At 45.0% G+C, this 21,738-nt stretch carries 10 protein-coding genes and 1 pseudogene; 9 read left to right on the forward strand and 2 right to left on the reverse strand.

Features of this window, described 5'->3' with window-relative positions; genetic code table 11:
• Positions 1-460: 460 nt before the first annotated feature.
• The 5 genes from PXH59_RS09540 to PXH59_RS09560 all read left to right on the forward strand — a co-directional run bounded on the left by PXH59_RS09540 (position 461) and on the right by PXH59_RS09560 (position 7,667).
• Positions 461-934 carry an AMP-binding protein gene (locus PXH59_RS09540; protein WP_285811460.1) on the forward strand — a complete coding sequence of 158 codons (474 nt, stop codon included), beginning with the start codon at positions 461-463 and terminating at the stop codon, positions 932-934.
• A gap of 55 nt (positions 935-989) precedes the next feature.
• Positions 990-2,303: a non-ribosomal peptide synthetase gene (locus tag PXH59_RS09545; protein ID WP_285811715.1), complete on the forward strand. Its 1,314-nt coding sequence runs from the start codon at positions 990-992 to the stop codon at positions 2,301-2,303.
• Complete coding sequence (locus PXH59_RS09550) at positions 2,293-6,684, forward strand: non-ribosomal peptide synthetase family protein (RefSeq protein WP_285811461.1); 4,392 nt, start codon at positions 2,293-2,295, stop codon at positions 6,682-6,684. Before PXH59_RS09545 ends, PXH59_RS09550 begins: the two co-directional genes overlap by 11 nt.
• Before the next feature lie 9 nt (positions 6,685-6,693).
• Positions 6,694-7,083 carry a nuclear transport factor 2 family protein gene (locus tag PXH59_RS09555; protein WP_285811463.1) on the forward strand — a complete coding sequence of 130 codons (390 nt, stop codon included), beginning with the start codon at positions 6,694-6,696 and terminating at the stop codon, positions 7,081-7,083.
• A 125-nt stretch (positions 7,084-7,208) separates the two neighbouring features.
• Positions 7,209-7,667: a MarR family winged helix-turn-helix transcriptional regulator gene (locus PXH59_RS09560; RefSeq protein WP_285811465.1), complete on the forward strand. Its 459-nt coding sequence runs from the start codon at positions 7,209-7,211 to the stop codon at positions 7,665-7,667.
• Between the two features lie 150 nt (positions 7,668-7,817).
• Here the strand turns inward: PXH59_RS09560 and PXH59_RS09565 are convergent.
• Positions 7,818-9,858: pseudogene (locus tag PXH59_RS09565) on the reverse strand (choline transporter).
• A gap of 209 nt (positions 9,859-10,067) precedes the next feature.
• Between PXH59_RS09565 and betI the strand changes: the two are divergent.
• The 4 genes from betI to betA all read left to right on the forward strand — a co-directional run bounded on the left by betI (position 10,068) and on the right by betA (position 15,308).
• Complete coding sequence (gene betI / locus PXH59_RS09570; protein WP_285811466.1) at positions 10,068-10,664, forward strand: transcriptional regulator BetI; 597 nt, start codon at positions 10,068-10,070, stop codon at positions 10,662-10,664.
• Positions 10,665-10,838: 174 nt separating this feature from the next.
• Positions 10,839-11,858 carry an IS110 family RNA-guided transposase gene (locus PXH59_RS09575; RefSeq protein WP_047771998.1) on the forward strand — a complete coding sequence of 340 codons (1,020 nt, stop codon included), beginning with the start codon at positions 10,839-10,841 and terminating at the stop codon, positions 11,856-11,858.
• A gap of 279 nt (positions 11,859-12,137) precedes the next feature.
• A complete protein-coding gene (gene betB / locus PXH59_RS09580; RefSeq protein WP_285811716.1) occupies positions 12,138-13,616 on the forward strand; it encodes a betaine-aldehyde dehydrogenase in 1,479 nt (492 codons plus the stop codon).
• Positions 13,617-13,643: 27 nt separating this feature from the next.
• Positions 13,644-15,308 (forward strand): choline dehydrogenase, encoded by a 1,665-nt coding sequence (betA, locus tag PXH59_RS09585; RefSeq protein ID WP_285811467.1) that lies wholly within the window; start codon positions 13,644-13,646, stop codon positions 15,306-15,308.
• Positions 15,309-15,419: 111 nt separating this feature from the next.
• On the opposite strand, the gene PXH59_RS09590 is transcribed toward betA, so the two are convergent.
• A complete protein-coding gene (locus PXH59_RS09590; RefSeq protein ID WP_285811469.1) occupies positions 15,420-21,713 on the reverse strand; it encodes a TcdA/TcdB pore-forming domain-containing protein in 6,294 nt (2,097 codons plus the stop codon).
• Between the last annotated feature and the right edge of the window lie 25 nt (positions 21,714-21,738).

Consider the following 21,738-nt stretch of genomic DNA (forward strand, 5'->3'; position numbering starts at 1 on the left):
ATAAAAGCAGCGTTCTGGCGTTTTCTTTAAAGAAAGCAAGAGTAAAATAAGTACAGCCTTAGCTTGTATTTAAATAAAAACGATAAACTCTGACATCACAATAGATACGATTTTATATCAATAGATAAATCGAACGTGTGACGTTAATCATCCATAACTCACCTGCACTTTGTCAACTACTCAAGTAAAGTTATTGACAATAATAAGCATAAGATTATGTTTTTAAATGATTTAAATAATAACCCACAACAAAATAATGATGATATGGTTTCATTATGGAAATCATTTGACTGATTTTAGGATTCCATTGTAGACTTTGTTTCAAAAGCATATTAGGCAACAGAAATAAATTAAAAATGAACGTACATTGATCAAGATCATTTTTCCAAAATATCTTAAAACAGTTATTTAATATATCTTCATTACTTTAAATTATATTAAATATGATGAGGCCTTCTGCATGATCAAAAAACAGACTGAACAGTTGCGTACTATACCAAATGTTCTGAGTGAAATAGTCAATAAATATCCAAATAAAACTGCGTTAATATTTAACTCAGAAACATTGTCATATCGTGAACTTTGGGAGCAATCAACCCAGATAGCACTTGTTTTACAAAAAATGAAGATAAAAAAGGGAGATAAAGTAGCCATTAAGATAACTCGCAGCCTGGAATTATATCTGGTGTTGATAGGGGTAATTCGTCTGGGTGCTATTATTGTTCCGTTAAGCAATGCTTTTAACAATAACAGCCCAGAACAGTACATAACAGATTGCATCGAGGCTGCTGACATCAATTTACTGATTTCAGATGCTGATAACGCTGAAAGCGCCGAATTTAAAATAAACAGTTCACAATTAATTAATTCACAAGTAAATTATCCAATTATCTCTGTAAAAACCCTTTTTTTCACAAACCCGCGAGTTAGATGACATACCCACAAAATTTGAAACCCTAACCGAAACGTTAGTGGCGACAGACCCGGTGATGATCTTGTTGACATCAGGCTCTACAGGTAAACCAAAGAGTGTGATTATCCGCCATTGTGGATTAACCCGCCTTGCAATCCCTATCCGCCAGTTAGGTAATACAGACAAGGATCGTTATTTACAACTTGCAGCGCTGTCATTTGCTGCCAGCGCCAATGAAATTTGGATAAGTCTTCTGACCGGAGCCACACTCGTTGTTTATCCAAAAGAGGCTCCTGATTTGGTCGAAATCGATAACATCATTAGTCATCAGCATATTTCTATTCTTTTCTTGTCCGGTGGGCTATTCCGGCTATTTGTAGAAGTTTCTCCTGATACTTTACATAAACCTGATTGTGTCGTCGTTTCAGGTGATTTTGTTAACCCCAGACTGTTTTCAATTGCAGCCAAAGCAGGTAAGGGGCGCATATTCAATGGAATGGGATGTACGGAAAATTCAGCGCTTACTTCTGCTTATCAGGTGTTACCCGATGAGAGACCTGATGCTGATTCACCAGTGCCTGTTGGTTACCCATTGCCTCTCGTCAATATGGTCGTACTGGATGATAATTTAGAAATCTGTGCGCCAGATATACCAGGGGAACTTTGCATCAGCGGCGCAGGGCTTGCGGAAGGATATTCAGATCCTGAATTAACCCATGACCGTTTTGTCTGGCTGGCTCTTAATGGCAATCATGAGCGCTATTACCGCACTAATGACCAAGCTAAAAGAGATAAATCTGGCAATATCACATTACTGGGACGCAGTAATCACATGTGTAAAATTCGGGGTTTCAGGGTCGAAATCACCGGAGTGGAACATACACTCCGTTCACATCCTCAAATAGAAGATGTCATTGTCACCATAGAGCAGACGGATAATGAGCCTCTGTTACATGCCTGTTATCTGAGTAAATCAGGTTCGCTATCCAGCACCGATCTTCGAGAATTTATGCATTCAAGGCTGCCATCCTATATGGTTCCAGAACGGTTTACACATGTTAATGCTTTGCCAATGAATCAAAATGGTAAACGCGACCGAAATCAAATGGTTCAGCTTATTGCTGATGAGATGCACAAGCAACAAGATGACAACGTAGAATCAAAAATTCTCTCAATATGGGAAGAGATCACGGGTTATAAGAACCTTGATCCCGCAACTTCGTTTTGGGAACAGGGAATAAATTCTCTTCATCTAATCAAATTAGCCTCTTTAGTCAGTAAAACACTTGGTATTCATGTTTCATCTGCCGATGTGTTTTCAGTGGATAGTGTCGGAAAATTAGCCGCTCAGTTTGGTGGAAACGACCTGGAGAGCAGAAATGGACAATGAATCATTGAACAAAACAGTCAAGGATACATGGGATAACAGAACATACCTACCCAGTACACAAGGACAAAAAGGGTTATGGTTACTTGATCAGGTACTGAACCAACCCGAAAGTTACAATATTCCATTACTTATAGAAGTAGGGACTCAGTTAGATCACCATTTGCTGGAAAAAGCCGTTACTCAATTTGTCAACGTCACCCCTGTTTTACGCACACATTTTACGTTTACTCAAGATCAGCTGTATCAAGTCATAGAACCCCCCTATGACATTCATATTACGCACAAAACTATCACTGAAGTGAATCATCCAGAAGACGTTATTCAACAAATGGCGTCAAAACAATATGATTTGGCAAAAGGGCCGTTATTCGATATCTGTTTGATAACAGGAGAATTAAAACGATGTTGGTTGGCGTGTTGTTTTCATCATATTATCGTTGATGCACCATCAGTGACTATTTTTATCAAGAACATTCTCGCATGTTATGCTCATTTGGCTGAAAACAGAGAGTTTCATTATCGGAAAATCAGTGCTGATTATTTGGAGTTCACCCAATGGCAAAAAGAGCAATTAGCTAAACCTGAAATTGCCACCATGAAAGATTATTGGAAGAAAGTACTTACTCCGTACCCTTCTATGATAGACCTCCCCACTGATTACCCCAGGAAGGAGTGCAAAGGAACCAAAGCAGGTTATCGTCATTTGCAACTTAGCCATGATGATGTATTGAAAATATCTGAGCAGGCAAAAAATCTTGCAATGACCCCTTTCATGTATATGACCCTGTGCTGGCAGTTTTTGCTGTATCGTTTATCGGGTCAAAAAGATATCACCATTGGTATCCCTTTTGCGCTGCGGGATAACAGTGAATTTGAAGAAACGGTGGGATATTTGGTTAATACTCTACCATTCAGATCTCATTTAGATTCAGGTAGTACCGTGAATCAGTTTGCCGTATCAGTTCGTAACCGCTTTATTCAGGCTCATTTTAATAAGCAATTACCGTTTACTGACATTGTTGCAGATACAGGCCAGAACTTTGGCTTAGATAACCCTGTTTTTCAAACATTACTTGTCAATCTTGATACCATTAATGATGCATTTCAGGATTTCCCTTACTCAATAAACGTCACCGAACAGTATATTCAATCCGCTAAATATGATTTAACCCTATTTGTCGAAACGGGTACATCCCATCGTTTAATTATGGAATTTAATGCCGGACTCTTCGAAGGCAACACCATTCAATATTGGCTGGAACTCTACAGGCAAACCGCTTTATGTATGGGGGAACGGGGTGAAAAAACTTTAGATGAAGTTGAAATACTCACTCAAGATGAACAACTGTCCATCGTTAATCGTTCAAGTACCTCATTCGCTGACATAAACATCCCATGTTTTATTGATGAGATAGAGGAATATGCAAAAACGCATCCGAACAATATTGCATTAATAACACGTCACGGTCACCGGACTTATGGATGGTTAAATCATCGCGCCAACCAGCTCGCTGAATTCATGTATACACATTATACCCTCCGTGTGGGTTCACGGGTCGGTTTATTGCTAAACCGAAATGAAGACGCTATCGCAGCTCTGCTGGCCGTTTTGAAAACAGGGGCATCTTATGTTCCCATTGACCCCAGTTATCCCCAGGAACGGATTGAATATATGCTCCGGGACGCAGCGGTGGATTGTATTGTAACCATCAGTGAGTTTGTCACAACATTATCTGCGACCATCCACAAAATCGTGTTAGATGAAACGGTATTTATACAGGATGTTAACTGGCAATCAGTGCAACGAAAGCCAGAAGATGAGCTATATGTTATTTACACTTCCGGTTCAACGGGACAACCCAAAGGAGTACGCTTACTGAATAAGACACTGTCCAATCTTCTTACATGGCAAAAAGAGATCACTCTGTGTGGTGAAGGGGATTGCACACTTCATTATATGTCTTTATCTTTCGATGTTTCTGTACAGGAAATATTCGGCACCTTATGTACCGGCGGAAAGTTATATATTGCAGATGAAGAGGAGCGTCAGGATCTGCATCATTTGCAAAATGTCATTGAGTTAAACGGGATCCGCAGAGCCTATTTCCCCTATGTGGCACTTCAACATCTGGCTCAATTAACCGCCTCGAATAAAGCCCGGCTATCAATGCTTGATGAAGTCTATTCAACAGGTGAACAGTTAGTTCTCACTGCTGATATCAAACATATGTTTAATGCCAACCGAAGACTGATTAACCTTTATGGCCCTTCAGAGAGTCATGTTTGTTCTGCTTATGTCATGCCGGCAGATATCTCTTTGTGGGGAGACAGTGCATCAATAGGATATCCACTGCCCGGATTTACTATGCTTGTATTGGACGAACACAGACGTATGGTTCCAGCCGGTGTCGCAGGCGAACTTTGGATTATCAGTGAGTTCCTTTCTCCAGGTTATCACAACAAAGATCATGAAACTCAAGCACGGTTTTTAACCGAAAACTGGCCAGGTGCACTGGGCAAACAGGCTTATAAATCGGGTGATCTCATAAAACTAAAATCCAGTGACGCCTTCACATACCTTGGTCGTCTGGATAATCAATTAAAAATCAGGGGATTTCGCATTGAACCATCAGAAATAGAAGCCGTTATCAATTCATTGGATGAAGTGAAAGTCTCCGCGGTTATTGGAAAAGAAATATCAGCCGGCAACAAGATGCTGGTGGCTTTTATAATCACAACAGTGCCATTAGAACGTGTTGAACTATTAACTCGATTACGCAACTATCTACCGGATTATATGATCCCAAATGAGTTCGTATTTTTGCCTGATCTTCCAACGACCCCTAGCGGTAAAATTGACCGAAAAGCACTGCATCACATTGAAATAACGAAAATGTCGGATAATTTTGCAAAAAACGGCATTGAAGAGACGCTGAACTCAACCGAACAAACAGTAAAATTACTCTGGCAAAAAGTTTTTCCGAACCGGTCGATTAAATTAGGCGATAATTTCTTCAATATCGGCGGACATTCACTGTTAGCTACACAGTTAGTATATTTACTACGCAAACAATTTAATGTCGATTTTCCGCTCAAATTACTATTTAGTACCCCGACCTTACGTGATATGGCCGCTTCGGTTGATACCTATCTGAATAATGATAAAAAATCAGATGATGAAATACAGAGTCCATTTATTAACGATGCTTTCGTCCCGCATGATTGGACGTATACGCGACAATTAAATCCCTCAAAAAGCGATGAGGTCTTACTCACCGGTGCTACCGGTTTTTTAGGTATCTATCTGCTTCGCACCTTACTGCAACAACTAACGGGTAAAATCATTTGTTTAGTCAGGGCCACCGATAACCGTGCCGGATTGAGCCGTATCATAAAAAATGCTCATTGTTATGGCATTGACCATGACATTGATTTTTCACGCGTTGAAATTGTGGTGGGCGATATTGCCAAGGCGAAATTTGATTTAACTGAGGCAGAATATCAGTCATTATCAGAAAGAGTCTCTAAAATATATCACGCCGCAGCTCATATTAATTTTGTTCTCCCGTACAGTTCTGTTAAGGGAACGAATGTCGATGGTATCGTAGAAATCATTGATTTTTGTTGTCACCATGAGCGTAAGAAGCTGGAATATATTTCGACTATTGCCGTATTTGCACCGGACTATCCTCAACAGCCAATAACAGAAGATAGCCTCCCGGACTACCCGCACTCACTCTCTATCGGTTATACCCAAAGTAAATGGGTGGCTGAACAGTATGTACAGCAAGCCAGATATCAAGGTGTTGATATCAATATTTATCGGATAGGGCGTATATCAGGTGACAGTGTGACCGGGGCATGTCAAGCAGATGATTTTTTATGGCTGCAAATTAAAAGCTTTATCCAAATGGGAATTGCACCCTACCCTGAATTGCTGAGTACAGATCTATTGCCGGTCGATTTCGTCAGTCAGGCTATTGTGACCTTATCAACCGCTAATAAGATACATGAGCAACAGAACTTCCACTTATTTCATCCGGAAGGTACTGATTTTACCCCGGCATATCTGGCTATCAAACAGACAGGGCATGACATCACACCAGTTTCTGAATCAGCGTGGTTAGAAAAACTCGAACAAAGGGTTGTCAATGGCGATGAGGTGGCACTGGGTTCAGTGATCCACCTTTTTAAAGAAAATGCGCTGAATATTGGTAATAACATCTACAACAATCAGAGTACACGCGAGGCCCTTAAAACCTTAGGTTTCGATTTTCCAGATATTAATGTGAAAACTTTCTCAAAATTAATTTCTTATTTTATGGATAAAGCAATCATCCCGTCATATCAACCTGAAAGTCAGCAACATGTAAAATACTAAGGAGAAATGATGTTTAACGTTGTGTTCGATAAATATATAGAAGCAGTTTTAGAAAAGTCACCCACAAAACTTGCCGCTCTATTTTGTGATGATGGTATTCTGAAGTTACCATTCCGTACCAGTCGAGATACAATTGAGAGCCAGGCACAGATACTTGAGCATTATTCAGCAAGTTTTGGCCAGGCGCCTCTGATTTTTACTTCTGTTCAGGATGCAGAACTGTACTCAACAGATAATCCTGATATTTTTATCGTCGAGTATCGACTGAATGGTAAGACATTGCCACATAAAAAAGATTTCCATTGTTTATATATTAATGTGTTTAAATTAAACAACGGTAAAATTAAAGAATTACATGACTATGAGGATGTTCTTAACCGAGAAGCCATTTTCTCTTGATTTTGGCTGTTCTTAATTGTAAATAAGTGGATATTTACAAGCTTGTTCCATAAAGAATCATTTTTATTTATGGAACAGGCGATTAGCTTGGTTTCTTATTTAATACTCAGGTTATAAAAAAACACATGAAGACAGATAATGACACTACCGTCACACCTTTTGAAAATGCATTGAGTAGGCTTCAGTGTGTTCTTGTCGCAAGAAGAACCATCACAAACCCTGAAGGTATTTCATGGGCACAGTATGATACTCTATATTTACTTCGACAATATCAGCCGATGAATCCTACTGTAATTGGCGAAAAGCTCGGCTTTACCCGCTCTAAAATGTCTAAAATTTTGCGATTGTTAAAAGATAAAGAGCTTATTAAACAAGAAGCGGGGGAAAACGATAAACGCGAACTGGTCACCAAATTAAGCCCAAAGGGGTTAACATTTTTGCAGAGGGCCGAGTCCAGCAGACATAATATGGCTGATATTGTGGCGTCTAATATGTCCCAAGGTGAAATCGCCATATTTACAGAACTTTGCCATCGTGCCGCAGATCTTTTGTATGCACAAACTCCCATTCGTGATGAGGATTGAACATGATGAAGCCCGCTTTTTTATATAAACCTATCACCACGATTTGGAACGTGAAAAAGGTCTCCATGACAAAGGTTTTGTTGTTTATCTTGTAGAGTAAGGCCTGAGTCCAGTGGAATACTGAGATCAGGCCTGACTGACAGAGGTTACTTACCCATTCGGAAAAATCAGTGTTTGCCCAGGGGCTTCCCGGTTTAAGTGAATAAAGTTCAGATGTTTTTCATAGTGATCGAGAATATCGCTAATGATTTGCTCTTTCGTATAATCCATCAAATCATTACCCTGCGTTCCTTCCATCAGAAAAGTCTCCAACCGATAATAGTGAGACTTACCCGCTCTCGCTCGATAGGTAAATCCGGGTACAGAATAGCGTTGTGGCCAGATTTGATAGACAAAATTTTGCTCATCACCTAAATCAACAACCAATTCCAATGGATTCAGCCGTTTGTTCTCTTCGGTCGGTAATGCATTAAACTGAACTTTCGCGCCCCGCACCACCAGCTCTTTAGCCACCTCCTGCATCGCCGGACGGCACACCATATCCAGCATTCGTTGAGCGTTTTTCGTACCGGGGAAATGCATCATACGGCTCAGACGCTGCTTCCAGTTCAATGAACCATTATCATGCACAAGCGTGGGGGAGGTATTTTGCAATGAGCTGGCTTTACGGAAGTCCTCTACCCGTAAAGATTTATATAGTCCCGCCATCACAAAAAAGATCACAAAACTAAAAGGCAGGCCCATGATGACGGTGGTATTTTGCAACGCAGAAATACCATCCGTCATAAGTATACCTAACGTTAATACGCCAATCGCCACCGACCAAAAGACACGTAACCAATTCGGTGCATCATTATTGATATCACTAAGATTAGACGTGAAATTCCCTAACACCAATGAGCCAGAATCAGCCGATGTGACATAAAACAGCAGTCCGGTAATGGTGGCAACAGAAGCACTAAACGTAAATGCCGGATAAAGTGCCAGCAAACGATAAAAACCTTGTTCTGGGTGTTGTAACACGGTTTCAGCCAGCTGGCGATTACCATGAATAATTTCATACAATACACTGTTACCAAAAATCGATAACCACAGCAGGGTAAAAACAAATGGAATGACTAACGTTCCCATAACAAACTGACGAATGGTTCTGCCACGGGAAATACGTGCCAGGAACAATCCGACAAACGGCGACCAGGCCACCCACCATGCCCAGAAAAACAGTGTCCAGTTATTCATCCATTCCGTTGGGTGTTCGAAAGCAAAACTGTTCAGTGTCATCCCCATAAAACGGCTGATATAGTCCCCGATATTCTGCACCAATCCGTTAAGCAGGAATTCAGTATTCCCCATAAATAAAATAAACAAAACCAGGCCAAGAGCCAGCAGGACATTCAATTCAGACAAAAACCGAATGCCTTTGTTTACGCCGGAAGTCACGGAGATAATGGCTATTACCACAGACAACAGTATTAGTCCTCCCTGAACCCCCAATCCTTGCGGTAATCCGAAAAGGACTTTCAGACCATAATTCAACTGCACAACCCCAATTCCCAGCGTCGTTGCAATGCCAAAAATGGTCCCTATTACTGCCGCAATATCCACCGTATGACCGATGAACCCTTTAATGCGGTCACCAAAAATAGGATAAAGTGCCGAGCGGATAGTCAGGGGCAAATTATAACGATAACTAAAATATCCCAGTGCAATTCCCATTAAGGCGTACATAGACCAGCCCGTCAGGCCATAGTGGAACAACGTCCACACCATCGCCTGACGAGCTGCTTCAATGGTTTCCCCTTGACCCGTTGGCGGTCGCATATATTGCGTGACAGGTTCAACCACCGAGAAAAACATCAAATCAATGCCGATCCCCGCAGCAAACAGCATTGCTGCCCAACTCAGCAAACTGAACTCCGGCTTAGATTGCTCCGGTCCCAGTTTGATTGACCCAAAACGGGAAGCCGCAACAAAAACAACGAACACAATGTAAAGTGTCGCGGCCAATAAATAGTACCAACCGAAAGTTTTAGACACCCAGTTCAGTGTATTTTTTATCCAGGCACTGGTGGCATCAGTGAAAAAAAAGAGTGAACAGAGAAAATACAATAATCAGTCCGGCTGAGGTGAAAAAAACGACAGAATTCAGTGTGTCCTTCTGGGTATTTTTTGGACTGTCTTGGGTATTCATAGGCAGTTCCTGAAATTAATAGCATTAAAACAGATGAAAAGCATAATCCATATAACCTTTTGAGTTAAATATAAAATTTAAGATATCTTAAACAAAATCACTCCCTCGTTGTAAAATTATTGTAATAAAACATATTTAATTTTGATTGAACATTCAATTAAAAAAAAGTTTAATACTCCCCGAATGATTGATCTTCTGAGCATAAAATCATGCCAAAAATTGGAATACAGTCGATAAGAAAACAACAACTCATTGATGCAACATTAATCGTTGTTAATGACGTTGGAATGCAGGAAGCCACTATTGCGCAAATAGCCCGAAAAGCAGGCGTTTCTAACGGCATTATCAGCCACTATTTCAAGGATAAAAACGGGCTATTGGAAGCGACCATGCGCCATCTATTACATCAACTGGAAATGGCAGTAGCACGTCGGTTACGACTGCTCGATAATGCAACGCCTGCACAAAGATTGAAAGCCATTGTCGAAGGGAATTTTGATCCCAGCCAGATCAATAGCGCGGCAATGAAAACCTGGTTAGCATTTTGGGCCAGTAGTATGCATCAACCCAATCTGTACCGGCTACAACAAATCAATGAACGCCGTTTGTATTCCAATCTTTGTGTTGAATTTAAACGTGCCATGCCGGCAGCAGAGGCACGGCTGGCCGCACAAGGTCTTGCTGCATTAATTGACGGCATCTGGCTGCGAAGAGCATTAAGCAGTAAGCCTTTTGATATAGCAGCGGCATTCAAAATTACTATTGATTATATCGAACATAAACTCGGAGCATCTGATAAGTGCTGACTTATCGCCTCATGGATAGGACTCTTAAGGAGAATGTAATGAACGCATCCCAACCACTTGGCCTTTGGCACCGCACTGGAATTGAGAGATGAGGCGTGGATCCTCACAGATTTCCGGCCTTATAGTGCCTAAAAGCGGGAGCCTGTTGCTCCCTGATGACTGGAGGATCCACTCATGAAACATACTCCTTTTGGCGTCGATATTGCAAAACATTTGATGCAGATTCATTTTGTTGATGAATACACCGGTGAACTCATTGATAAGCAACTGAGGCGAAATGACTTTTTAACGTTCTTTAGTAACCGTGAGCCTTGCCTGATTGGCATGGAAGCCTGTGGCGGTGCGCATTATTGGGCACGGGAGCTAAGGAAGCTTGGGCATGAAGTCCGTTTGCTTCGGGCGCAATTTGTCAGGGCGTTCCGAATGGGCAATAAAAACGATGTTCAGGATGCCCGGGCTATTTGGCTGGCGGTTCAGCAACCCGGTAAATCGGTCGCCGTCAAAAACGAAGAACAACAGGCGATTCTGTCATTACACCGAATGCGCCACCAATTGCTCAAATTCAGAACCGCGCAAATCAATGCACTGCACGGTTTGCTGTTGGAATTTGGTGAAACGGTGCATAAGGGCAGAGCCTCACTGGATAAAGCGATGCCCGAAGTACTTGAGCGACTCAGAGAAAGACTGGCCCCGTTTCTGCTCAATCTACTTGAAGAGCAATACCATCGTTTGAACGAAATTGATGAGCAAATCGACCAGGTGGAAAAACACCTTATTGCATGGGCAAAACAGAATACAGATTGTCAGCGGATTATGAAAATTCCAGGTATCGGTGTCCTGATTGCGACAGCGGCTATCGCAACCATGGGTGATCCCAGCGCGTTCCGGTCGGGCAGAGAGTTTTCGGCCTATCTGGGCTTGGTGCCAAAACAGACGGGAACAGGAGGCCGAATTAAATTACTGGGGATCAGTAAACGGGGAGATACCTACCTGAGAACCCTGTTTATTCACGGTGCCAGAGCAGCCACCTTACTCACGAAAACCCCGTCGCCGTGGGTGACAGAACTGAAAAAACGACGCCCAGCCTGTGTAGCGATAGTAGGCATGGCTAATAAGCTGGCCCGTACCGTTTGGGCACTGGTTGCCCATCAACGGGACTACCAAAAAGATTACGTCAGTGTCAGGCCTTACTAAGGCGCTTCACTGGTCAACTTTAACTTGTAACACAACAAGGATGAATGCAGAAAGATTGCTGAGGCAAAGGTAACGATGACAAAGACAGGTAAGACCGTGACTTGCTAAACCTGAATAGTTCCTTGAGCATAAAGCTCGTCAGGAGAATGAGGAGCAAGCCAGCGGATTACATCGAGGCCCGCAGTTTTGGCTGCAATAAGGCCGGATATAGAGCTGCAACCTACCGTCGATGTCAGCGTGGTTTTTGTCTTGCAAACGGGATGCGTTCATATAGAATCTATGACCCATTTTGGATTACAAAAACTTTATATCCACGGTGCTTACGTTGATAGTACCGATCCTAATAACACCCCTTTTGATGCAATTAACCCAGCTAATGGTGAAGTTATTGCTCAATTTCAGTCTGCAACAGAACAAGATGTTAATTTAGCAGTTGAAAGCGCCCATAAAGGACAGAAAATCTGGGCAGCCATGACGGCGGTGGAACGGTCACGGATCTTACACAAGGCGGTGAATATCCTGCGTGAACGCAATGATCAACTGGCTGAATTGGAAACACGGGATACCGGCAAACCCCTTTCTGAAACCCGGCAGGTTGATATCGTCACAGGTGCCGATGTGCTGGAATACTATGCGGGCCTGATCCCAGCCCTTGAGGGTCAGCAGATCCCATTACGTGAATCTTCTTTTGTCTATACACGCCGTGAACCATTGGGCGTCGTAGCCGGCATCGGCGCATGGAACTACCCGATTCAAATTGCCCTGTGGAAATCAGCCCCCGCTCTGGCTGCCGGCAATGCCATGATTTTTAAACCGAGTGAAGTCACCTCCCTTACCGCTTTGAAGTTGGCTGAAATCTATACCGAAGCCGGTTTGCCAGATGGTGTTTTCAATGTCTTGACCGGAGCCGGCCATGAAGTCGGACATTATCTGGCTGTTCACCCTCAAATCGCCAAAATGTCTTTTACCGGCGGTATTGTGACCGGCAAAAAAGTGATGGCAAATGCTTCCGCTTCAACTTTAAAAGAAGTCACGATGGAATTAGGTGGCAAATCTCCGCTGATCATTTTTGATGATGCCGATCTGGATCGTGCGGCTGATATTGCCATGATGGCAAACTTTTTCAGTTCAGGTCAGGTTTGTACAAACGGGACACGCGTCTTTGTCCCCAAAGCATTACTCTCACAATTTGAAACAAAAATTCTTGAGCGTGTTAAACGCATCCGAATAGGTTCACCTCTTGATCCCAGCACTAACTTTGGTCCGTTGGTAAGTTTTCCACATATGGAGTCGGTTTTACGCTATATCGAAAGCGGTAAAAACAGCCATGCCCGCCTGCTTTGTGGTGGCGAACGTCTGATGGAGGGCGAATTGGCGAAAGGGGCATTTGTTGCACCGACAGTATTCAGTGACTGTACCGATGATATGTTGATTACACAGGAAGAAATCTTTGGGCCAGTGATGTCTATCCTGGCTTATGAAACGGAAGATGAAGTCATTGTCCGAGCCAATAACACCCATTATGGCCTGGGCGCAGGATTAGTCACTCAAGATCTTTCCCGCGCACATCGCGTGATCCACCAGCTAGAAGCCGGAATTTGTTGGATCAATACCTGGGGAGAATCTCCGGCAGCCATGCCTGTCGGTGGCTATAAACATTCTGGTGTTGGCCGGGAAAATGGGCTGGTCACACTACAAAACTACACACAAACCAAATCAATACAGGTGGAATTAGGCAATTTTGAATCCCTATTTTAATCCACGCCTGAAACAGAGGAGATAACAATGGTTTTTGATTACATTATTATCGGTGCTGGTTCAGCGGGTAACGTGCTTGCAACTCGTTTAACGGAAGATGCCAATGTATCGGTCCTGCTGCTGGAAGCGGGTGGACCCGATTACCGATTCGACTTCCGTACTCAAATGCCAGCGGCGCTGGCATATCCCTTGCAGGGAACCCGTTATAACTGGGCTTATGAAACCGATCCCGAACCCCATATGAATAACCGACGCATGGAATGTGGACGCGGTAAAGGGCTGGGTGGATCTTCACTCATCAATGGCATGTGCTACATTCGTGGCAATGCACTGGATTTTGATCATTGGGCAACACAATCTGGGCTGGAAGACTGGACTTATCTTGATTGTCTTCCCTATTTCCGCAAAGCGGAATCAAGAGATATTGGCGCAAATGACTATCATGGTGCAGACGGGCCTGTCAGTGTCACGACACCCAAAGCAGAAAATAATGAACTCTTTCACGCAATGGTAGAGGCAGGTGTTCAGGCGGGTTATCCACGTACTGCCGATCTGAATGGCTATCAACAAGAAGGCTTTGGGCCGATGGATCGCACCGTGAACCCTAAAGGACGCCGTGCCAGCACAGCCCGTGGCTATCTGGATCAAGCACGTTCACGCCCCAATCTCACTATCATGACTCATGCGTTGACTGATACCCTCGAATTCGCAGGCAAAACCGCCGTTGGTGTCAATTTTTATCAAGGTAATAGCGCAACCTTGACCCGGGCAAAAGCACGTAAAGAAGTGTTGCTCTGTGCTGGTGCGATCGCCTCTCCACAGATTTTGCAACGTTCAGGTATTGGTCCCGAAGAAATATTAAACGAGCTTGGTATTTCTGCGGTGCATGTCTTGCCAGGCGTTGGGCAAAACTTGCAAGATCACCTTGAAATGTACTTGCAATATGAATGCCTCAAACCCATTTCTCTTTATCCGGCATTAAAATGGTATAACCAACCTCAAATTGGCGCTGAATGGCTATTCAAAGGAACAGGTATTGGTGCCAGCAATCAATTTGAAGCAGGTGGTTTTATTCGTACTGATGAAAAATTTGCCTGGCCAAATATTCAATTTCATTTCCTGCCCGTTGCCATTAATTACAATGGCAGTAATGCCATCAATCAACATGGTTTTCAGGCTCATGTCGGATCTATGCGTTCCCAAAGCCGTGGTCGGGTGAAAATTAAGTCACGAGATCCGCGTCAGCATCCCAGTATTTTATTCAACTACATGTCAACAGAACAGGATTGGCAAGAATTCCGCGCAGCTATTCGTATTACACGGGAAATTATGGCACAACCTGCGCTGGCACCCTATTGTGGGCGTGAAATCAGTCCCGGTGTTGAAAATCAGTCAGATGCGCAGTTAGATGCCTTTATTCGTGAACATGCCGAAACGGCATTTCACCCATCATGCAGTTGCAAAATGGGGACTGATGAAATGGCGGTCGTGGATGGTCAAGGACGCGTGCATGGCATTGAAAATCTACGTGTTATCGATGCCTCTATTATGCCAACCATTATTACCGGTAATTTAAATGCCACGACAATCATGATGGCTGAAAAGATTGCTGATAAAATCAGGGCAATTTCTCCTCTGCCCCGCAGCCAGGCAAAATATTATATTGCCAATGATGTGCCTGCCCGCCTATAGGCAAAAACCGTTGATCAATAAAAAGCGGGGTTTATCACAATATCTGATCGTTGGGAGCATGACCTGATAGCAACAGGAGAGACAATTAGCCTCTCCTGTTATTTCTCGTTCTTACCCTATGACAGAGTTGGAGTTAGGCAACAAAAGCGGCTGCTCGGCCTTAGCCGGTTGTATATTTTGCCGTAGGTGTTCGTAAACACCACCCATATCAGGGAATGAAGCCATCGCCTCGCTTAACTTCACCAGACTCGGGCTTTCCGCCTCTGAAACAGTAGTAACGGTATGAGCAGCAATATTGGGTCGCCTGCTGGCCCAGGATAAATCCATCAACATATCTCCTTGCTTACTCATGTTCTCGACTAGACGTGTCACATTAATCGCCGACGAAGTTCCCTCCAAATTAATATGCAAATGCTGATGAGATTTGGCCTGGTTACCAAATACCTGACGCACCACCAATGCTGTTCCATTACCGGAGTCAGTCAACATCAGATCATCATCGTGTCGGTTCACGAGAACACTTTTCAGATTGGCTATCGGTAAGATCAGACGATCTAAAGACTGTCTCGGATCGTTATTGTCGATGATCACCTTACGGTAGTGAGCCCACATCTCTTTACTGAATCGATAGGTATCATGATTGGCTCCACCATACAGCACCAGACTATCGACACCATCAATGATCGGTAGCGTTAGATTATCACTGGCTTCGCCGCCTTGAAGTAATAAGGATGACTTGATTCGCTCCATTCCAATGGATTTATTGAGTATTTTTACCCCACTGCTATCGCTCTGGTATAACGCCTGAGTCATCGGGTTATACACATATGCCGCCTTATTTTTGGCGTCGATTCCCAGGAAGCGCAGATTACCTGAGACGGGAATGCCCTTGCCTGAAAATACCTGACCGCTATCAACATCAAACCAGTCTTGCATATTGTTATTTTGTAAGGTCAGTACCCCTTTGGCATTCCACCGAGCGGTAAGTTCAGTGAGTGCCTGTGACAAATTAGCCGCATTGTTCTGATGCCACTCTTTATCAACACCAACTAACCGCAATTCACCATTATTAGCTCGTACCAATATCTCACCCTTGACGGTGATCAGACGCATTCCGGCATCGACCGGTTGTGCCGCCTTAAGAGACAACTCAGGTGTCAACTCACTGGCAACGGGAAGTTGTGCCGAAGCATTAAGTACAAAGCCAGAACCAAAGGCAGTAGCCAATGCATTCGTAGTCATAGCTGGTTGGTGATATAACTTACCACTTTCCGGTTCAAAGAGCCGCGCAACGGTGCCATCAGCGTCGAATCCCAGGAACTGTAGCGATTTATCCTGTAGTGCTGCTGACGCCACGACCACTTTTCCATTGTGATACCACACGGGTAACACGCTTTTGCCATCGGTGCCCTTGACTCCAAATACCGCCAGAGTGGTCCCACCATTTGTGACACTCGCCAGATCCTGCCACCAGTGGGGACGCCCCTTGAGCCAATGCTCGTTAACTGCTTCGTAGTTAAGCTGCCCCAATGCATCAAGTTGCGCTACGCGCCCATCCTCAGTGATGGCAAGCAGGCTACCATTCAGGTTGACTACGTTGGCTAACGGTGGTGTGTTGATACGCAAGGCAGTGGGTTGATTAGCGTCAAGAACAGCCTGACCCGGGCCTTCCTGACGGAACAAAGCATTCTGCTCTTTACTGTAGAAGAAGAACACTTCCGTACCAACGGGACGGGAGATGCTTCCCGCTAGCACAAGGTCAGCCGGGATCTGCCAGGCACTGCGGGTCTGTTCATGCCCTTTAAAGTACAAGGTTTGTTCTTTCGGTGGTGCCAGATTCGGTTTAATCAGTGTTCCATCGCTGGTGCGTACCCAGTAGCGATGGGCCACACCAGCCGTATCCGTTCCGAATAGGGTGACCAACTCGGCACTGGTCGGTCGGATCAGCCGTGCACCCAGGGTATACACCGAAGTCTCACGTTGAGTGCTATTGCTCTCGTAACCTCGAAGTATAGTCTTAAGCTCGTCACCATGCCGATCTCTGTTTGCCGAAAGCCGGAGTAACTTTTCATCACCCACCACGCTAACTAACTCCATGCGGTCATCGATGATCCGGTAGCTCAACTCAGCTTCTCTCTCTTCCAACTGATAACGGCGCGCCAGGTAGACTGCATCACCTTCTTGCCATAACCGACTAATCCTGCCTGCATTCTGGTTGAACCATGGCTCAAACTGCGCGTTAACTTGTCCCGTGGCAATGTCTACCCGCCACGCGACCGCGTTATCGGCGTCGTAGAAATAAGCATAGTCACCCATCACCGCCCCCAGCTGGGCATGTTTAGCTTGCTCGTGAAGAGTATCGGTGAATAGCATCCGCTTCCTGGAGACGTCATAGAAAGCCCGACCAACATCATGCCCGTTGTGATTGTAGTTCTCCACTACCACATACTGCCCGTGCAACTGATGCGCCTTGGCCAGCAAATTGAGATGTTGCTCAATTTGCTGGCCGGGCACTTGCCACTTGCCCGCATCTTCGCTTATCACCTGCGTTGTCAGATTGGAAAAATCGACTTCACTCACTTCATTTTTGCCGTTGACTACCAATATTTGACCATTCTGAGAGGGATCGAGTTCGACCACGACGCCACCGACTACCAATCGGCTCTTCGAGACGCTGATAGTATCACTGGCGAGTTGGCTGCTATCGATGATCCAGCGCGACGGGACATTGCGGCTGCCATCCGCATTGGAGACGTCACTGATGAGCTTCACGCTAGTGCCTTCATTCAACCCGATCAGATATTCACCACCGGCACCTTTAATCTCGTAATGCAGATAGCCGTGCAGTTCTTTAGGAAGCTCAGGCACTATCAGTTTCCTGTCGTGTTGATCGAGCACGACTTCGATCGGTGTTGCTACATACTCCTGATGGATCCTGCGGATCGTTGCTTCTCCCGGGAAGATGTAGAAATCGTAATCGAAGCGTTTATCCTCTTCGAGTCTGCGGATAACATCAAATCCCGTATCGTGACGCGTAGTTGCCCCAGGAAGTTGCATATATTCGTACCTGATGAAGGACTTAGGTGTCCCCGGTAGGATTAATACGCTACTGTCACTGTGCTCGAGTTTATGAGAGACACCTTTGTAGCCGATGCCGCTACGGACTTCAATCGCCTGGCTGCGATCATGAACCATTCTGGGAAAATCGCCGATCCAGAAGAAATAATTGATTTTTCCTGAACCAGTAGAGCCTGAATGGGTGCGATAAATATACTGGCTGTCAAAATCAATCTGATTATTGCGCAGATCCAACGTCTTAATCACAGCCCCGGCTAATGGTATCAGCACCTTTTTCTCACTGTCATACCGGTAACCATTGCCCGTGTAGGCTTTGTCGAGCATATCGAAGTAACGGCCCACCGCTTTTGCATCCTCAGCAACGGCACCAAACGCTTGCGCCAGCGCGGTAAAGCCCACGGCAAGCCCGCCAAGGATCACGCCGGCACCACCCAGTACAGCAGAGGCCGTCGAGGCACCAACCAGCCCGGCACCCACCCCGGCAGTACCTGTCACGAAGCTGGCCGAATCGAACGCTAGCTGGGTTCCGAACACGGCTTTCTGGGTATCCGTTTCGGCATGGGCTAGCTCATAGGCATCCAACCCAACCAAGGCTCCACCAAGCAGCACACCTATGCCTTCATTGGCAGTATGAGCCAGAGTTGAAGAAAACTGATTGAGCGAGGTTTCAGCGACCATCACTTCACCACGTAACGCCGTGCGCACCAACTCGATAACGTTGGTGACATCGTTCGCACCTGCGTGAATCATCTGGGCGTAGTTAAGGTAACTATGGATCTTGAGTGCGGTGGCCAAATCAGGCGAAACTTTCCCATTTGCCGCATCATTGCGATTCTTGTCGGCAAGCCACTGGATTAGCGTCTGTACTGCAAACCCAGCATTCAGCCCATCAACCGGAGCTGCCTCACCGTCAATTCCATTGAACCGTAACTGGCCGCGTTCAAGGTTAAAATGCTTGCCCAGCGTGAGCATATGTTCATCGACGAAATGGCGGAATTCGAAAAAAGTGGCATCGTTGCTGCTCACCAAACGCGTCTCTTCCAAGTGATCGCGATTGATGAATTGGACACTGTAACGACCTTCCCCCTGTTCCTTAATGCTGCTAATTACTGGTATCCAACGATGGTCAAACTTATGTTCCTGAGCGAGCGCTGTAATGGCCTTATCGAATTTTGCTCCCCACTGCTCTGTTTCAAGGGTAGCCAATGAGGTGCGTAACTGAGTATCCTCGGCAATGTTCACTTGGGCATTGACGGCTTGCTTGACCCACTGGCGTTGTTCTATCACAGTGGCAAGTTCGTCAGGACGGGTCAAATCAGCAACATCTAAGCCATAGTCTACGGGTACTCTTGCCATCTTGACAGGATCGATCTCCACCAGATTGAAGGTAGGCGCAGACTTACTACCAAACGCACTATAGTGAACAGCCAATCCACGCTTCACTAAATGTTTTTCCATAGCACGTAAAAAATTGACTGAGTTATCGAATGCAAAAATCCCGAAATTGGGATCATAGAAATAGTAACGACGCCCTTTAGCGTCGACAGTGCTCCCCACCATCATGGCATGGTTTTGGGTATTGAGGGCGAACGTCGAAGTTCCAGTCGCTTCCTGCAACAAAGAAACAACCTTAGGCAAGGTAACCTTCTCTTCCAGCGCTTTTGACGCCTGACTCGCCTCAACATTAGAGTGCAGCCTTACCAGACTGTTTTTTAGCAGCGTGGAACTGCCCGCCTGAGGGGAAGCTGCGGCAAAGAAGAGTTTTTCCACCAGACTATTGATACGTGCTTCACCCCCGCTGGCTAGTGCTACTGCCATAGCTCTGACCAGGGGATAACAGCGACCACCAGATGCGTCTCCAACCAATGACAGATAAAAATCTTGGGGTATCAGACGACTGAAGCTGCTACCGGCACGCTGAAAGTCCTCGCTGAACACCGCTGTCTGTTTCAATATTTTGTCAATATATTCAGCCCGGCTAACTTCAGTGATGCGAGCGCTCAAAGCCCCTCGCTGTTTAGGGGTAAGTGGGCTGTCAAGAAACAGTTTTTTCATCTCTAGGATTGACATTCCATCGTTAAAACCTGGAATGGTCGTATCCTGAACGTTCTGCAAGCCATCGGAAAATTCAGGACTCTTCGGCCCACTTCGCTGGTAAGCTTCGGCAATAGCATAACGCTCGCCCACGTTATAATCGCGTTCCTGCCCACCGCCTTGGATAGAGGTATCATCAATCCTCACTACCGCATCTATACCGTTTTTGGACTTGATCTGCTGCCACAACCAGCTTTGTTCCACGGAAAACACTTCACGCAAAACTGAATCGTATTGCTCCTTGTAGTGATCCAGCGTGATATTGATATACCTTATCTTTTCATCAATCCGAGAAATCTCAGAACGGTCTCTGGTTTTTCTTCGATTTTCATAGAGTTTATTCCGGCTATCCACCAACGGCTGAGTTTCTGCTCCGATCGCAGCCTGGACCCGGTCACGCAACCCAATCCATCCAGCAATTGCCGGATGATGGGGAGAAAATTCTCCCTGTTCATATACACCCTCAGAGATCCCTTCAACTGACACGCCAAACTGTGCAGCCGCCTTTTTCAGTTTTTGATGGATCTTCTCACGATAAGTGGCGAATTGGGCCTTGCTGCGCTCAATCGCCTGGCTGTCAGCGTCCTGAATCAATAGGGGTTCCTCACCACGACGCAATGTCGGCCAGATATTCAGACCGTCCCGTTGATACTCCTGGCGCTGGAATACCAATTGCCATTTACCCTCAACGTATTGCATGTATGCCGCAGCAAGACCTTCGGCGGTGTTTGCTACCTGATAATCCTTAAAGTCCACGGCCATGACCACGTTATCATATAGCAACGAACTGTTGACCCGTCCGTCGTGATAGACCCGGTAAGTATCAGCATCAAGATCGGTCACCACCAGTGAACAGCCTGACAAAGATCCCGTGAACAGAAAACTTCCCGGAATTGCATACTTAGGAATATCTACATAAGCTGGCAACGTATTAGCCTGGTTTGCTCCGTTGTAGCCAAGGAAATAGGCTGGCACGCTGTCAGCATCACTCCCGGCTATCTCATTCGGGCTTCGATCCGCATATTCAATCTCATATAAGCCTGACTTAATTTTCACCAATTTGGCATCTCCCTCTGCCGGAAGCCGCCCTGCTCTAACCAGTGTCTCGGCACTGATAGTGTTGGATTTTGCAAATAATTCAGGATTGATAGCAAACTGCCGGATATTCGCGCTACCCTGACGGGGTATCGCCTGAGCGGAAACAAGCAGCGATAGGTAGCTGTTATTGGGCATGACAATTCTCCTTATAAAAAAATCC

The organism is Xenorhabdus bakwenae (assembly GCF_030272115.1).
Classification (GTDB): Bacteria; Pseudomonadota; Gammaproteobacteria; order Enterobacterales; family Enterobacteriaceae; genus Xenorhabdus; species Xenorhabdus bakwenae.

Bases quoted from the DNA above. Each gene is read 5' to 3' on its own strand.
- PXH59_RS09555 (WP_285811463.1), top strand. From the start codon at position 6,694: ATGTTTAACGTTGTGTTCGATAAATATATAGAAGCAGTTTTAGAAAAG.
- PXH59_RS09560 (WP_285811465.1), top strand. From the start codon at position 7,209: ATGAAGACAGATAATGACACTACCGTCACACCTTTTGAAAATGCATTG.
- PXH59_RS09575 (WP_047771998.1), top strand. From the start codon at position 10,839: ATGAAACATACTCCTTTTGGCGTCGATATTGCAAAACATTTGATGCAG.
- PXH59_RS09550 (WP_285811461.1), top strand. From the start codon at position 2,293: ATGGACAATGAATCATTGAACAAAACAGTCAAGGATACATGGGATAAC.
- PXH59_RS09540 (WP_285811460.1), top strand. From the start codon at position 461: ATGATCAAAAAACAGACTGAACAGTTGCGTACTATACCAAATGTTCTG.
- betA (WP_285811467.1), top strand. From the start codon at position 13,644: ATGGTTTTTGATTACATTATTATCGGTGCTGGTTCAGCGGGTAACGTG.
- PXH59_RS09545 (WP_285811715.1), top strand. From the start codon at position 990: ATGATCTTGTTGACATCAGGCTCTACAGGTAAACCAAAGAGTGTGATT.
- PXH59_RS09590 (WP_285811469.1), bottom strand. From the start codon at position 21,713: ATGCCCAATAACAGCTACCTATCGCTGCTTGTTTCCGCTCAGGCGATA.
- betI (WP_285811466.1), top strand. From the start codon at position 10,068: ATGCCAAAAATTGGAATACAGTCGATAAGAAAACAACAACTCATTGAT.
- betB (WP_285811716.1), top strand. From the start codon at position 12,138: ATGACCCATTTTGGATTACAAAAACTTTATATCCACGGTGCTTACGTT.